The organism is Streptomyces sp. NPDC030165 (assembly GCF_055573595.1).
The window spans coordinates 522,808-538,017 of sequence record NZ_JBVIBD010000002.1 but is presented as its reverse complement, the minus strand read 5'-3'; the positions used below and the strand labels follow the sequence as shown (position 1 = coordinate 538,017).

Below are 15,210 nucleotides of genomic sequence, written 5' to 3'. Positions count from 1 at the left end.
GTACGAGGCGGACGCGCCGGTAGGCCCTTTCCCGAACGAGCGCCCGCCCGAAAGCAGATGCGGGCCCCGGGAGGGTCCCGGGGCCCGCACGCGTGCGAACAGGCGCTACTTCGCCTCGGCCAGCAGCTTCTGGACGCGCGAGATGCCCTCGACCAGGTCCTCGTCACCCAGCGCGTACGACAGGCGCAGGTAGCCCGGCGTGCCGAACGCCTCACCCGGCACGACCGCGACCTCGGCCTGCTCCAGGATCAGCTCGGCCAGCTCCACGCTGGTCTGCGGGCGCTTGCCCCGGATCTCCTTGCCGAGCAGGCCCTTGACCGACGGGTACGCGTAGAACGCGCCCTCCGGCTCGGGGCACAGCACGCCCTCGATCTCGTTGAGCATCCGCACCATCGTCTTGCGGCGCCGGTCGAAGGCGACCTTCATCTCCTCGACCGCGTCCAGGTCGCCGGAGACCGCGGCGATGGCCGCCGCCTGCGCCACGTTGGAGACGTTGGAGGTGGCGTGCGACTGGAGGTTCGCCGCGGCCTTGATCACGTCCTGGGGGCCGATGGCCCAGCCCACCCGCCAGCCGGTCATCGCGTACGTCTTCGCCACACCGTTGACGATGATGCACTTCTCGCGCAGCTCCGGCACCACCACCGGCAGCGAGGAGAACTCCGCGTCGCCGTAGACCAGGTGCTCGTAGATCTCGTCCGTCAGGACCCACAGGCCGTGCTCGGCGGCCCAGCGGCCCACCGCCTCGACCTGCTCGCGGGTGTAGACCGCGCCGGTCGGGTTGGACGGCGAGACGAACAGCAGCACCTTCGTACGGTCCGTACGGGCCGCCTCCAGCTGCTCCACGGACACCCGGTAACCGGTGGTCTCGTCGGCCACCACCTCCACCGGCACGCCGCCCGCCAGCCGGATCGACTCCGGGTAGGTGGTCCAGTACGGGGCCGGCACGATGACCTCGTCGCCCGGGTCCAGGATCGCCGCGAACGCCTCGTAGATCGCCTGCTTGCCACCGTTGGTGACCAGCACGTTCGCCGCCTCGACCGCGTACCCGGAGTCGCGCAGCGTCTTCGCGGCGATGGCGGCCTTCAGCTCGGGCAGGCCGCCGGCCGGGGTGTAGCGGTGGTACTTCGGGTTGCGGCAGGCCTCGACGGCGGCCTCGACGATGTAGTCCGGGGTGGGGAAGTCGGGCTCGCCGGCGCCGAAGCCGATCACCGGGCGCCCGGCGGCCTTGAGGGCCTTGGCCTTGGCGTCGACGGCGAGGGTCGCGGACTCGGAGATCGCCCCGACGCGGGCCGACACCCGACGGTCGGTGGGGGACTGTGCGGGAGGAGTAGCGCTCATGTAGTGCATGTTCCCAGACCGCCGTCGGGGCGGGCACACGGGTTTGAAGGCACCGCCCCGGGGCTTTCTGTTCGACGCGCGGCTACGAACCACGTACACTCGCTGACCGTTGGCTCCCGACAGGGCGCAAGCGGCCTCGCACCTGGTGCACCGGCCGTGATGCGGTAGGTTGGGGGAACAACAAAGGGTCGTAGCTCAATTGGTAGAGCACTGGTCTCCAAAACCAGCGGTTGGGGGTTCAAGTCCCTCCGGCCCTGCTACACGCACTCTTCACCGAGTCGCGTGCACGCGTACGTACTGAAATGCACCGCCGTGCGGCTCTACCGGGCGCGGCACGGCCAACGACCCGGATTCAGGTGAGGACGAGTGACGGACGCCCTGGGCTCCATCGACATGCCTGAGCGCGGTCGTTCCGAAGACGAGGGCTCGGACGCGAAGAAGCCCCGCCGCGGCGGCAAGCGCGGCAAGAAGGGCCCGTTCGCCCGCCTCGCGCTCTTCTACCGGCAGATCATCGCCGAGCTCCGCAAGGTCGTCTGGCCCACGCGGGGCCAGCTCTCGACGTACACCACTGTGGTGATCGTCTTTGTCGTCATCGTCATCGGTCTCGTAACCGTGATTGACTTGGGATTCAACGAGGCCGTCAAGTACGTCTTCGGCTGATCCCGCGAAGGGCGCCTTTGCGGGCGCCCCTTTGCATGTTCAACCCCTTGAAGCCAGGAAGAAGCAGCCACCGTGTCTGACCCGAACCTGAACGACGCCGCCGACTCCGTCGAGACGGCAGCGGCCGACGTTGACGCGGCTGCCTCGGCCGAGGTCGAGGGCGACGCTGCGGCGCTTGCCGACGAAGAGGCCGCGCGCGAGATCGTCGAGGGCGCCGACGCGGCCGACGAGCTCGACACCGAGGACGCCGAGGCGGGCGAGCCCGCCGAGGAGGCCGCGGTGAGCGTCGAGGACGAGGGTGCCGACGACGCCGACGAGACCGCCGACGTGGCGGAGACCGCCGAGGACGCGGCGGCGCAGGACGACGAGGAGGCCGAGCCGGCCGACCCGATCGCCGCGCTCCGCGAGGAGCTGCGCACCCTGCCGGGCGAGTGGTACGTCATCCACACCTACGCGGGCTACGAGAAGCGCGTGAAGGCCAACCTGGAGCAGCGCGCCGTCTCGCTCAACGTCGAGGACTTCATCTACCAGGCCGAGGTCCCCGAGGAAGAGATCGTCCAGATCAAGAACGGCGAGCGCAAGAACGTCCGCCAGAACAAGCTCCCGGGCTACGTGCTCGTGCGCATGGACCTGACGAACGAGTCCTGGGGCGTCGTGCGCAACACGCCCGGCGTGACCGGCTTCGTGGGCAACGCCTACGACCCGTACCCGCTGACCCTGGACGAGATCGTCAAGATGCTCGCCCCGGAGGCCGAGGAGAAGGCCGCCAAGGAGGCCGCCGAGGCCGAGGGCAAGCCGGCTCCGTCCCGCAAGGTCGAGGTCCAGGTGCTGGACTTCGAGGTGGGCGACTCGGTCACCGTCACCGACGGCCCGTTCGCCACGCTGCAGGCCACGATCAACGAGATCAACGCCGACTCGAAGAAGGTCAAGGGCCTCGTCGAGATCTTCGGCCGCGAGACCCCGGTCGAGCTGAGCTTCGACCAGATCCAGAAGAACTGACACCTTCTGGAACACCTGCTTCCGAACAGGTCAGGCGAGCCCCTCGGGGAGCGTCTGACCTGCTCGGTTTTTGGCCGCACGTTCATACCCGTTATCGTTGTGCGGTATGCCTCCATCCGGATGACCGGATGGTCTGGCGAAAAACCTCTCACTAGGACCCGGAGAGAGCATGCCTCCCAAGAAGAAGAAGGTCACGGGGCTCATCAAGCTCCAGATCCAGGCCGGTGCCGCGAACCCGGCTCCGCCGGTCGGCCCCGCGCTGGGTCAGCACGGCGTCAACATCATGGAGTTCTGCAAGGCCTACAACGCCGCGACCGAGTCGCAGCGCGGTTGGGTCATCCCGGTGGAGATCACGGTCTACGAGGACCGTTCCTTCACCTTCATCACCAAGACCCCGCCGGCCTCGAAGATGATCCTGAAGGCCGCGGGCGTGGACAAGGGCTCCGGCGAGCCGCACAAGACCAAGGTCGCCAAGATCACGGCCGACCAGGTCCGCGAGATCGCCACCACCAAGATGCCCGACCTGAACGCCAACGACCTGGACGCCGCGTCGAAGATCATCGCCGGCACCGCCCGTTCCATGGGCATCACGGTCGAGGGCTGACAGCCACCCCGCACCCGCCCCGCGGCACCCGCCGCACCCAGGGGCACGTGGCAGGGCCAGGCGCTGGCCCGCACCACGACTCCACCGTCACCATTCAGGAGCAGCAGTGAAGCGCAGCAAGAATCTTCGCAACGCGGACGCGAAGATCGACCGGGAGCGTCTGTACGCCCCGCTCGAGGCCGTCCGTCTGGCCAAGGAGACCTCCCCGGCCAAGTTCGACGCGACCGTCGAGGTCGCCATGCGTCTGGGTGTCGACCCGCGCAAGGCCGACCAGATGGTCCGTGGCACCGTGAACCTTCCGCACGGCACCGGTAAGACCGCCCGGGTCCTGGTCTTCGCGACCGGCGACCGTGCTGCGGCCGCGGAAGCCGCGGGCGCCGACATCGTCGGCTCCGACGAACTGATCGACGAGGTCTCCAAGGGCCGTCTGGACTTCGACGCCGTCGTCGCCACGCCGGACCTCATGGGCAAGGTCGGCCGCCTCGGCCGCGTGCTCGGTCCCCGTGGTCTGATGCCGAACCCGAAGACCGGCACCGTCACCCCGGACGTCGCCAAGGCCGTCACCGACATCAAGGGCGGCAAGATCGAGTTCCGCGTGGACAAGCACGCGAACCTCCACTTCATCATCGGCAAGGTGTCCTTCGACGACACCAAGCTGGTGGAGAACTACGCCGCGGCGCTCGAGGAGATCAACCGCCTCAAGCCGTCCGCCGCCAAGGGCCGCTACATCAAGAAGGCCACCATCACCACCACGATGGGCCCCGGCGTCCCGGTCGACGGCAACCGCACCCGCAACCTCCTCGTCGAGGAGGACGTGCTCGCCGTCTGAGTCTGACGGCAGGCACGCGCGTACGCGTGCGTCGGGCCCCGCACCTCACCGAGGTGCGGGGCCCGACGCGTTGTGCGGCGCAGGACGGCGCAGGACGGCGCAGGCCGCACAAGGGGGCGCGGGGAGCAGTGGAGAGCGGCGCGGGGCGGCAAAGGGGGCGCCACCGGCCGTACAGGGCGTCGCGGGGCCCGGCGCGGGGCGCTGTCACCCCTCTGCACTACGCTCAACCGCAGTCGTAAAGCTGATCTACAACGGGGAGACACACGTGCGTACTGCGCGGATCACCGCGGTCGCCGCAGGCGTCGTCATGATGGCGGGCCTGACCGCGTGCGGCGGCAAGGACGGCGGCAACAAGGCGGACGGCAGCAACGGCTCGCCCCTCCAGGTCGCCGCCGCGGCCCTGCGGACGGCCTCCGAGAAGACCGGTTCGGAGAACTCGGCCAAGGTCGAGGGCGAGAACAAGATGGGCGGCGCCACGCAGTCCCTCAAGGGCGCGATGGACTGGTCGAACGGCCTGCGGATGAACGTCGAGATATCCCAGCAGGGCGGCATGGGCGGCGGCAAGCCCATGAAGGCCGTCTACACGCCCGAGGCGATGTACATCAACCTCGGCATCGGCGGCAAGCCGTGGATGAAGTACGACTACGACGCGCTGGCCAAGAAGTCCGCGGCGGGGGCGCTGATCAAGGACCAGATGCAGAACAACAACCCGACGCGCTCCATGGAGCTGGTCATCGCGTCGGGCAAGGCCAAGAAGGTCGGTACGGAGGACGTACGCGGCGTCCAGGCGACCCGCTACACCGCCACCATCGACGTGGCCGAGCTGAGCCGGATGCAGGCCTCCAAGAACTTCAGCGAGAAGGACATGAAGGCGCTGGAGGACATGCTCAAGCAGTCCGGCACGAAGAACGAGACGATCGACCTGTGGATCGGCCCGGACAACCTGCTCGTCAAGAAGCGTGAGCAGGCCCAGAACAACCAGGGCGGCCTGGACTCCACGGTCTACTACTCGGACTACGGCACCAAGGTCGCGGCCGAGGAGCCGCCGGCCTCGCAGGTCACCGACGCGACCAAGCTCGGCGCCCCGGGCGGCGGCCTGGCGGGCTGACGCCTCCGCGAACCCGCCGTCCCCGGACCCGGCGCGCCGCCGGGTCCGGGGACGGATTTGCCTGCGCGACGGCCATTCGCGTACCGTGGCGAAGAAGCCAAAGACCGCTGGTTGTCTCTGTGCGCCCCCGGGCGTACGGAACCGAAGGATCCGCTAGCTGCGGACGGCCTGCGCAGGTGGACGAGGAAGAACTCCCGGAAGAACTCCGTTTCGCCCGGTCGAGCCATGCCCCGTGCGCTTGCGCCGGGGCGTTTGTTTTGCCCAGCCCCTTCTGCGCGGTCCTCATCACCCGGAAGGAGGCCGAGGCTCATGGCGAGGCCCGACAAGGTCGCAGCCGTCGAGGAGATCACGGAGAAGCTCCGTAACTCCAACGCCGCTGTTGTGACCGCGTACACCGGACTGTCCGTCGCTCAGCTCAAGCAGCTGCGCCGTTCGCTCGGTGACAACGCTCAGTACCGTGTGGTGAAGAACACGCTGACCAAGATTGCGGCCAATGAGGCCGGGATCACGCTGGACGAGCACCTCAAGGGCTCGACGGCTGTCGCCTTCGTGACCGGTGACCCGGTCGAGGCGGCGAAGGGTCTTCGTGACTTCGCCAAGGAGAACCCCTCTCTCGTCATCAAGGGCGGTGTCCTTGAAGGCAAGGCGCTGTCCGCCGACGACATCAAGAAGCTTGCGGACCTCGAGTCCCGCGAGGTTCTGCTCGCCAAGCTGGCGGGTGGCATGAAGGCGTCCATGGCCAAGGCCGCGGCGACCTTCCAGGCCCCGCTCACGAAGATGGTCCGCACCGCGGAAGCTCTTCGCAGCAAGGTCGAGCAGGGCGGTGCCGGTGAGCCGGCTCCCGCCGAGGCCGCGGAGTAACCACTTCGCAGTCCAGCGGGCACGTCTGCTCAGCACGCCCGCCGCAATGTACATCCGGCACCAGCCGAATTAGTGGAAGGACCGCCACCATGGCGAAGCTCACCCAGGACGAACTGCTGGCCCAGTTCGAGGAGATGACCCTGATCGAGCTCTCCGAGTTCGTGAAGAAGTTCGAGGAGAAGTTCGACGTCGAGGCTGCCGCCCCGGCCGCCGTCGTTGCCGCCCCGGCGCAGGGTGACGGTGGCGCCGCCGCCGCCGAGGAGCAGGACGAGTTCGACGTCATCCTCACCGGTGCGGGCGACAAGAAGATCCAGGTCATCAAGGTCGTGCGTGAGCTGACCTCGCTGGGTCTGAAGGAGGCCAAGGACCTCGTCGACGGCACCCCGAAGCCGGTCCTCGAGAAGGTCGCCAAGGACGCCGCGGACAAGGCCGCCGAGGCCCTCAAGGGCGCCGGCGCCTCCGTCGAGGTCAAGTGACCCGACGAGTCTGCTGACTCTTCGCAAACCTGAAGGCGATCACCCATGCGGGTGGTCGCCTTCGGGCGTTCGGGCCGCGGCTGCGCTGCCCCGCCCTTCCGTGCGAGTATGGTGATCTTCGTTGCCCGGCCGTGCACCCCGTGACGATCTTCCAGTGGGTGGGGGGCCTTGACGAACCGCACGCAGCGCGCAATTCTCAGGACGCGACGTCAGAAGCGATCCGGGTTCGAGGCATGGATCGCCGGCGAAGAGGGAAGCATCGGGGTGCGCCTGTTGGTGCACGGCTCGTGGCAGGCATAAGACGTTGGGCGTTGAGTCGAACAAAGAGGGGTACCTCCGTCACGGAGGGTGCCGCCTCCTGGAGGGAGAAGATCGGTATCACGGTGCTGAACCGGTCTCCGGAATCTCGCTCTGGACATCAGTGTGCCGAGTGGCTACACTGACCCTTTGCGCTGCCTGTTAGCTGCTCCCTGCCCGTCACCAGGGGCATACCCGAGCCCGAGCAATGCCGACTGATCCGCCCTGACCTGGGCCTTTCCTCCGGCTGTGTTCGGTCCGGGACCGGTACGCGCGTAGTGAGTCCGAGCCCTCGGAAGGACCCCCTCTTGGCCGCCTCGCGCAACGCCTCGACTGCCAATACGAACAACGGCGACAGCACCGCCCCGCTGCGCATCTCTTTTGCGAAGATCAAGGAGCCCCTCGGGGTTCCGAACCTCCTTGCGCTGCAGACCGAAAGCTTCGACTGGCTGCTCGGCAATGCCGCATGGAAGGGTCGCGTCGAGGCTGCGCTGGAAAGTGGTCAGGACGTCCCCACCAAGTCCGGTCTGGAGGAGATCTTCGAAGAGATCTCCCCGATCGAGGACTTCTCCGGGTCGATGTCGCTGACGTTCCGCGACCACCGATTCGAGCCCCCGAAGAACTCCATCGACGAGTGCAAGGAGCGCGACTTCACGTACGCGGCTCCGCTCTTCGTCACGGCTGAGTTCACCAACAACGAGACCGGCGAGATCAAGTCCCAGACGGTCTTCATGGGCGACTTCCCGCTCATGACCAACAAGGGCACCTTCTGCATCAACGGCACCGAGCGTGTCGTCGTCTCGCAGCTGGTCCGCTCGCCGGGCGTCTACTTCGACAGCCAGATCGACAAGACGTCCGACAAGGACATCTTCACGGCCAAGATCATCCCGTCCCGGGGTGCCTGGCTCGAGATGGAGATCGACAAGCGCGACATGGTCGGCGTGCGCATCGACCGTAAGCGCAAGCAGTCCGTGACCGTCCTCCTCAAGGCCCTCGGCTGGACGACCGAGCAGATCCTTGAAGAGTTCGGCGAGTACGAGTCGATGCGCGCCACCCTGGAGAAGGACCACACCCAGGGCCAGGACGACGCACTGCTCGACATCTACCGCAAGCTGCGTCCGGGCGAGCCGCCGACGCGCGAGGCCGCGCAGACGCTGCTGGAGAACCTCTACTTCAACCCCAAGCGCTACGACCTGGCGAAGGTCGGCCGCTACAAGGTCAACAAGAAGCTCGGCGGCGACGAGCCGCTGGACGCCGGCGTGCTGACCACCGACGACATCATCGCCACGATCAAGTACCTGGTGAAGCTCCACGCGGGCGAGACCGAGACGATCGGCGAGAACGGCACGGAGATCGTCGTCGAGACCGACGACATCGACCACTTCGGCAACCGCCGTCTGCGCAACGTCGGCGAGCTGATCCAGAACCAGGTCCGTACGGGTCTCGCCCGTATGGAGCGCGTCGTGCGCGAGCGCATGACCACCCAGGACGTCGAGGCGATCACGCCGCAGACCCTGATCAACATCCGGCCGGTCGTCGCCTCCATCAAGGAGTTCTTCGGCACCAGCCAGCTGTCCCAGTTCATGGACCAGACCAACCCGCTGTCGGGTCTGACCCACAAGCGCCGTCTGTCGGCGCTGGGCCCCGGCGGTCTCTCCCGTGAGCGGGCCGGCCTGGACGTCCGTGACGTGCACCCCTCGCACTACGGCCGCATGTGCCCGATCGAGACGCCCGAAGGCCCGAACATCGGTCTGATCGGTTCGCTCGCCTCGTACGGCCGGGTCAACGTCTTCGGCTTCATCGAGACGCCGTACCGCAAGGTCGTCGACGGCCGGGTCACCGAGCAGGTCGACTACCTGACCGCCGACGAGGAAGACCGCTTCCTGATCGCGCAGGCCAACGCGCCGCTCACGGAGGACATGGAGTTCGCCGAGGGCCGCGTCATGTGCCGCCGCCGCGGTGGTGAGGTCGACCTCGCCGCCCGCGAGGACGTGGACTACATGGACGTCTCGCCGCGCCAGATGGTGTCGGCCGCGACCGCCATGATCCCCTTCCTGGAGCACGACGACGCCAACCGCGCGCTCATGGGATCGAACATGATGCGCCAGGCCGTGCCGCTGATCAAGGCGGAGGCCCCGCTGGTCGGCACCGGCATGGAGTACCGCTGCGCGGTCGACGCCGGTGACGTCATCAAGGCCGAGAAGGACGGTGTGGTCCAGGAGGTCTCCGCGGACTACATCACCGTCGCCAACGACGACGGCACGTACACCACGTACCGCGTCGCCAAGTTCACCCGCTCCAACCAGGGCACCTCCTTCAACCAGAAGGTCGTCGTGGACGAGGGCGCCCGCGTGGTCGTGGGCCAGGTGCTCGCCGACGGTCCCTCCACGGACCAGGGCGAGATGGCGCTCGGCAAGAACCTCCTCGTGGCGTTCATGCCGTGGGAGGGCCACAACTACGAGGACGCGATCATCCTGTCGCAGCGCCTCGTGCAGGACGACGTCCTGTCCTCGATCCACATCGAGGAGCACGAGGTCGACGCCCGGGACACCAAGCTCGGCCCCGAGGAGATCACCCGGGACATCCCGAACGTCTCCGAGGAGGTCCTCTCGGACCTCGACGAGCGCGGCATCATCCGTATCGGTGCCGAGGTCGTCGCCGGCGACATCCTCGTCGGCAAGGTCACGCCCAAGGGTGAGACCGAGCTGACCCCCGAGGAGCGCCTGCTGCGCGCGATCTTCGGTGAGAAGGCCCGTGAGGTCCGTGACACCTCGCTGAAGGTCCCGCACGGCGAGATCGGCAAGGTCATCGGCGTCCGCGTCTTCGACCGCGAGGAGGGCGACGAGCTGCCTCCGGGCGTGAACCAGCTGGTCCGCGTCTACGTGGCGCAGAAGCGCAAGATCACCGACGGTGACAAGCTCGCCGGCCGCCACGGCAACAAGGGCGTCATCTCCAAGATCCTGCCGGTCGAGGACATGCCGTTCCTGGAGGACGGCACCCCGGTCGACATCATCCTCAACCCGCTGGGTGTCCCGTCCCGAATGAACCCGGGACAGGTCCTGGAGATCCACCTCGGCTGGCTCGCCAGCCAGGGCTGGAAGGTCGAGGGCGACGCCGACTGGCAGAAGCGTCTCCAGGCGATCGGCGCCGACGAGGTCGCGCCCCGCACCAACGTCGCGACCCCGGTCTTCGACGGTGCGCGCGAGGACGAGCTCGCTGGTCTGTTCGACTCCACGCTGCCGAACCGCGACGGCGAGCGGATGGTCAAGGACACCGGCAAGGCCCGGATGTTCGACGGCCGTTCCGGTGAGCCGTTCCCGGACCCGATCTCGGTCGGGTACATGTACATCCTGAAGCTCCACCACCTGGTCGACGACAAGCTGCACGCCCGTTCGACCGGTCCGTACTCGATGATCACCCAGCAGCCGCTGGGTGGTAAGGCCCAGTTCGGTGGCCAGCGCTTCGGTGAGATGGAGGTGTGGGCGCTGGAGGCTTACGGCGCCGCGTACGCCCTCCAGGAGCTGCTGACCATCAAGTCCGACGACGTGACCGGCCGCGTGAAGGTCTACGAGGCGATCGTCAAGGGCGAGAACATCCCCGAGCCCGGCATTCCCGAGTCCTTCAAGGTGCTCATCAAGGAAATGCAGTCGCTCTGCCTGAACGTGGAGGTGCTGTCCTCGGACGGCATGTCCATCGAGATGCGCGACACGGACGAGGATGTCTTCCGCGCCGCGGAGGAGCTCGGTATCGACCTGTCCCGGCGCGAGCCGAGCAGCGTCGAAGAGGTCTGACGGGCCTGGCCGGGGCTCCTTCCCCCCAAGGAGCCCCGGTCGCCCCGGACCCGTACAGACCATGATGTAGAGCCCATTTTTTCGCTTACGCGAAGGGCACGACCCTGAAAGAGGGATTGACGACAGTGCTCGACGTCAACTTCTTCGACGAGCTGCGGATCGGCCTGGCGACCGCGGACGACATCCGACAGTGGTCCCACGGTGAGGTCAAGAAGCCGGAGACCATCAACTACCGCACCCTCAAGCCCGAGAAGGACGGCCTCTTCTGCGAGAAGATCTTCGGCCCCACCCGGGACTGGGAGTGCTACTGCGGCAAGTACAAGCGTGTCCGCTTCAAGGGCATCATCTGTGAGCGCTGTGGCGTCGAGGTCACTCGCGCCAAGGTGCGCCGTGAGCGGATGGGCCACATCGAGCTGGCCGCTCCCGTCACGCACATCTGGTACTTCAAGGGCGTTCCGTCGCGGCTGGGCTACCTGCTCGACCTCGCCCCGAAGGACCTGGAAAAGGTCATCTACTTCGCCGCCTACATGATCACGTGGGTGGACGAGGAGCGCCGTACGCGCGACCTGCCCTCGCTGGAGGCGCACGTCTCCGTCGAGCGCCAGCAGATCGAGCAGCGCCGCGACGCCGACCTGGAGGCCCGCGCCAAGAAGCTCGAGACCGACCTGGCCGAGCTGGAGGCCGAGGGCGCCAAGGCCGACGTGCGCCGCAAGGTGCGCGAGGGTGCCGAGCGCGAGATGAAGCAGCTGCGCGACCGCGCGCAGCGCGAGATCGACCGCCTCGACGAGGTGTGGAACCGCTTCAAGAACCTCAAGGTCCAGGACCTGGAGGGCGACGAGCTGCTCTACCGCGAGCTGCGTGACCGCTTCGGCACGTACTTCATGGGCGGCATGGGCGCGGCCGCGCTCCAGAAGCGCCTGGAGTCCTTCGACCTCGACGAAGAGGCCGAGAAGCTCCGCGAGATCATCCGCACCGGCAAGGGCCAGAAGAAGACCCGTGCGCTCAAGCGCCTGAAGGTCGTCTCCGCGTTCCTGCAGACCCGCAACAGCCCCAACGGCATGGTGCTGGACTGCATCCCGGTCATCCCGCCGGACCTGCGTCCGATGGTGCAGCTGGACGGTGGCCGCTTCGCGACCTCCGACCTGAACGACCTGTACCGCCGTGTGATCAACCGCAACAACCGCCTGAAGCGGCTTCTCGACCTCGGCGCGCCCGAGATCATCGTGAACAACGAGAAGCGCATGCTCCAGGAGGCGGTCGACGCCCTCTTCGACAACGGCCGTCGTGGTCGCCCGGTCACGGGCCCCGGCAACCGTCCGCTGAAGTCCCTCAGCGACATGCTGAAGGGCAAGCAGGGCCGTTTCCGTCAGAACCTGCTCGGCAAGCGTGTGGACTACTCCGCGCGTTCCGTGATCGTCGTCGGTCCGCAGCTCAAGCTGCACCAGTGCGGTCTGCCGAAGGCCATGGCGCTGGAGCTCTTCAAGCCGTTCGTGATGAAGCGCCTGGTCGACCTGAACCACGCGCAGAACATCAAGAGCGCCAAGCGGATGGTCGAGCGCGGCCGCACGGTCGTCTACGACGTCCTCGAAGAGGTCATCGCGGAGCACCCGGTCCTGCTGAACCGTGCGCCCACCCTGCACCGCCTCGGCATCCAGGCCTTCGAGCCGCAGCTGGTCGAGGGCAAGGCCATTCAGATTCACCCGCTCGTGTGCACCGCGTTCAACGCGGACTTCGACGGTGACCAGATGGCCGTGCACCTGCCGCTGTCCGCGGAGGCGCAGGCCGAGGCCCGCATCCTGATGCTGTCCTCGAACAACATCCTCAAGCCGGCCGACGGCCGTCCGGTCACCATGCCGACCCAGGACATGGTGCTGGGCCTGTTCTTCCTCACCACCGACGAGGCGGAGCGCGAGGTCATCGGTGAGGGCCGGTCCTTCGGCTCGGTCGCCGAGGCGATCATGGCCTTCGACAACCGGGAGCTGTCGCTCCAGGCGAAGGTCGACATCCGCTTCCCGATCGGCACCGTCCCGCCCCGCGGCTGGACCCCGCCGGCGCAGGAGGAGGGTGAGCCCGAGTGGCAGCAGGGTGACAGCTTCCGGCTCCGCACGACCCTGGGCCGCGCGCTCTTCAACGAGCTGCTGCCCGAGGACTACCCGTTCGTCGACTACTCGGTGGGCAAGAAGCAGCTCTCCGCGATCGTCAACGACCTGGCCGAGCGCTACCCGAAGGTCATCGTGGCGGCGACGCTCGACAACCTGAAGGCGGCCGGTTTCCACTGGGCGACCCGTTCCGGTGTCACCGTCGCGGTCTCGGACATCGTCGTGCCGGAGGCCAAGAAGGCCATCGTCCAGGGCTACGAGGCCCAGGACGAGAAGGTCCAGAAGCAGTACGAGCGCGGTCTGATCACCAAGGACGAGCGCACTCAGGAACTGATCAACATCTGGACCAAGGCGACCAACGAGGTCGCCGAGGCGATGAACGACAACTTCCCCAAGACCAACCCCATCTTCATGATGGTTGACTCGGGTGCCCGAGGAAACATGATGCAGATGCGGCAGATCGCCGGTATGCGTGGTCTGGTGTCGAACGCGAAGAACGAGACCATCCCGCGACCCATCAAGGCGTCGTTCCGTGAGGGTCTGTCCGTGCTGGAGTACTTCATCTCCACCCACGGTGCCCGTAAGGGTCTCGCGGACACCGCGCTGCGTACCGCCGACTCGGGTTACCTCACCCGTCGTCTCGTGGACGTCTCCCAGGACGTCATCATCCGCGAGGAGGACTGCGGCACCGAGCGCGGCCTCAAGCTCCGGATCGCGAGCAAGGGTGCGGACGGTGTGCTGCGCAAGGCGGACGACGTCGAGTCCTCCGTGTACGCGCGGATGCTGGCCGAGGACGTCGTGGTGGACGGCAAGGTCATCGCGTCGGCCAACGTGGACCTCGGTGACGTGCTCATCGACCAGCTGGTCGCGCACGGCGTCGAGGAGGTCAAGACCCGCTCGGTCCTGACCTGTGAGTCCGCGGTCGGCACCTGCGCCTACTGCTACGGCCGCTCGCTGGCCACCGGCAAGCTGGTCGACATCGGTGAGGCGGTCGGCATCATCGCCGCCCAGTCCATCGGTGAGCCCGGCACCCAGCTGACGATGCGTACCTTCCACACCGGTGGTGTGGCCGGTGACGACATCACCCTGGGTCTGCCGCGTGTCGTCGAGCTCTTCGAGGCCCGTACGCCCAAGGGTGTCGCCCCGATCTCGGAGGCGGCCGGCCGCGTCCGCATCGAGGAGACCGAGAAGACCAAGAAGGTCATCGTCACGCCGGACGACGGCAGCGACGAGACGGCTTACGGCGTCTCCAAGCGTGCCCGTCTGCTGGTGGGCGAGGGTGACCACGTCGAGGTCGGCCAGGCGCTGACCGTAGGTGCCGTCAACCCGCACGACGTGCTGCGCATCCTGGGCCAGCGGGCCGTCCAGGTCCACCTGGTCGGCGAGGTCCAGAAGGTCTACAACAACCAGGGCGTGGCGATCCACGACAAGCACATCGAGATCATCATCCGGCAGATGCTGCGCCGTGTGACGATCATCGAGTCCGGCGACGCGGAGCTGCTGCCGGGCGAGCTGGTGGAGCGCACGAAGTTCGAGAGCGAGAACCGTCGTGTGGTCCAGGAAGGCGGCCACCCGGCCTCCGGCCGTCCGCAGCTGATGGGTATCACCAAGGCTTCGCTGGCCACCGAGTCCTGGCTGTCGGCGGCGTCCTTCCAGGAGACGACCCGGGTCCTGACCGACGCGGCGATCAACGCCAAGTCGGACTCCCTGATCGGCCTCAAGGAGAACGTCATCATCGGTAAGCTCATCCCGGCCGGTACGGGTCTGTCCCGCTACCGCAACATCCGGGTGGAGCCCACCGAGGAGGCCAAGGCCGCGATGTACTCGGCCGTCGGTTACGACGACATCGACTACTCGCCCTTCGGCACCGGCTCCGGCCAGGCGGTCCCGCTGGAGGACTACGACTACGGTCCGTACAACCAGTAAGGGCCCGGCGGCCGTGAGCGGCCGTACCGGACACGCGCTGTGAGCGGCAGGGCGGTCACCCCTCGGGGTGGCCGCCCTGCGGCGTTCGGGCCCTGCGACGGCTTCCTGGACCCGTCCGTGGTGGCCGGGGCGGGACGGTGGCGCACCGCGGACTGGTTGCCGGGGAACCGTGCGGTCTCCTCGTGCGTACTGAATGATGGGGGTACTGCCGAATGTGGGGGA

Annotated in this window: 10 protein-coding genes and 1 tRNA gene; 10 read left to right on the top strand and 1 reads right to left on the bottom strand. The window is 67.4% G+C overall.

Annotated features, from left to right (window positions below; translation table 11 throughout):
* Positions 1–105 precede the first annotated feature (105 nt).
* Complete coding sequence (locus tag ACZ4Z1_RS05690) at positions 106–1,338, bottom strand: pyridoxal phosphate-dependent aminotransferase (RefSeq protein ID WP_468485269.1); 1,233 nt, start codon at positions 1,336–1,338, stop codon at positions 106–108.
* A 184-nt stretch (positions 1,339–1,522) separates the two neighbouring features.
* On the opposite strand from ACZ4Z1_RS05690, the gene ACZ4Z1_RS05685 reads away from it, so the two are divergent.
* From ACZ4Z1_RS05685 to ACZ4Z1_RS05640, 10 genes are all read left to right on the top strand, one after another.
* A tRNA-Trp gene (locus tag ACZ4Z1_RS05685) sits at positions 1,523–1,595 on the top strand.
* A gap of 109 nt (positions 1,596–1,704) precedes the next feature.
* Positions 1,705–1,998: a preprotein translocase subunit SecE gene (secE, locus tag ACZ4Z1_RS05680; protein ID WP_030017011.1), complete on the top strand. Its 294-nt coding sequence runs from the start codon at positions 1,705–1,707 to the stop codon at positions 1,996–1,998.
* Between the two features lie 72 nt (positions 1,999–2,070).
* Positions 2,071–2,997, top strand: a complete 927-nt coding sequence (gene nusG, locus ACZ4Z1_RS05675) for a transcription termination/antitermination protein NusG (protein ID WP_468485268.1) — start codon at positions 2,071–2,073, stop codon at positions 2,995–2,997.
* 169 nt (positions 2,998–3,166) lie between these two features.
* Complete coding sequence (gene rplK / locus ACZ4Z1_RS05670; RefSeq protein WP_363259758.1) at positions 3,167–3,601, top strand: 50S ribosomal protein L11; 435 nt, start codon at positions 3,167–3,169, stop codon at positions 3,599–3,601.
* Between the two features lie 106 nt (positions 3,602–3,707).
* Positions 3,708–4,430 (top strand): 50S ribosomal protein L1, encoded by a 723-nt coding sequence (gene rplA, locus ACZ4Z1_RS05665; protein WP_468485267.1) that lies wholly within the window; start codon positions 3,708–3,710, stop codon positions 4,428–4,430.
* Positions 4,431–4,695: 265 nt separating this feature from the next.
* Positions 4,696–5,538 (top strand): SCO4651 family lipoprotein, encoded by an 843-nt coding sequence (locus ACZ4Z1_RS05660; protein WP_468485266.1) that lies wholly within the window; start codon positions 4,696–4,698, stop codon positions 5,536–5,538.
* A 309-nt stretch (positions 5,539–5,847) separates the two neighbouring features.
* Positions 5,848–6,399: a 50S ribosomal protein L10 gene (gene rplJ, locus ACZ4Z1_RS05655; RefSeq protein ID WP_468485265.1), complete on the top strand. Its 552-nt coding sequence runs from the start codon at positions 5,848–5,850 to the stop codon at positions 6,397–6,399.
* A gap of 89 nt (positions 6,400–6,488) precedes the next feature.
* Positions 6,489–6,875 (top strand): 50S ribosomal protein L7/L12, encoded by a 387-nt coding sequence (gene rplL / locus ACZ4Z1_RS05650; protein ID WP_468485264.1) that lies wholly within the window; start codon positions 6,489–6,491, stop codon positions 6,873–6,875.
* Between the two features lie 605 nt (positions 6,876–7,480).
* Positions 7,481–10,963 carry a DNA-directed RNA polymerase subunit beta gene (rpoB, locus tag ACZ4Z1_RS05645; RefSeq protein WP_468485263.1) on the top strand — a complete coding sequence of 1,161 codons (3,483 nt, stop codon included), beginning with the start codon at positions 7,481–7,483 and terminating at the stop codon, positions 10,961–10,963.
* Positions 10,964–11,088: 125 nt separating this feature from the next.
* Positions 11,089–14,988, top strand: a complete 3,900-nt coding sequence (locus tag ACZ4Z1_RS05640) for a DNA-directed RNA polymerase subunit beta' (protein ID WP_468485423.1) — start codon at positions 11,089–11,091, stop codon at positions 14,986–14,988.
* Positions 14,989–15,210: the final 222 nt, after the last annotated feature.

What these genes read in the sequence shown, in the direction of transcription:
- rplJ (WP_468485265.1), top strand. Translation starts at nt 5,848, where the DNA reads ATGGCGAGGCCCGACAAGGTCGCAGCCGTCGAGGAGATCACGGAGAAG.
- ACZ4Z1_RS05690 (WP_468485269.1), bottom strand. Translation starts at nt 1,338, where the DNA reads ATGAGCGCTACTCCTCCCGCACAGTCCCCCACCGACCGTCGGGTGTCG.
- rplK (WP_363259758.1), top strand. Translation starts at nt 3,167, where the DNA reads ATGCCTCCCAAGAAGAAGAAGGTCACGGGGCTCATCAAGCTCCAGATC.
- rplL (WP_468485264.1), top strand. Translation starts at nt 6,489, where the DNA reads ATGGCGAAGCTCACCCAGGACGAACTGCTGGCCCAGTTCGAGGAGATG.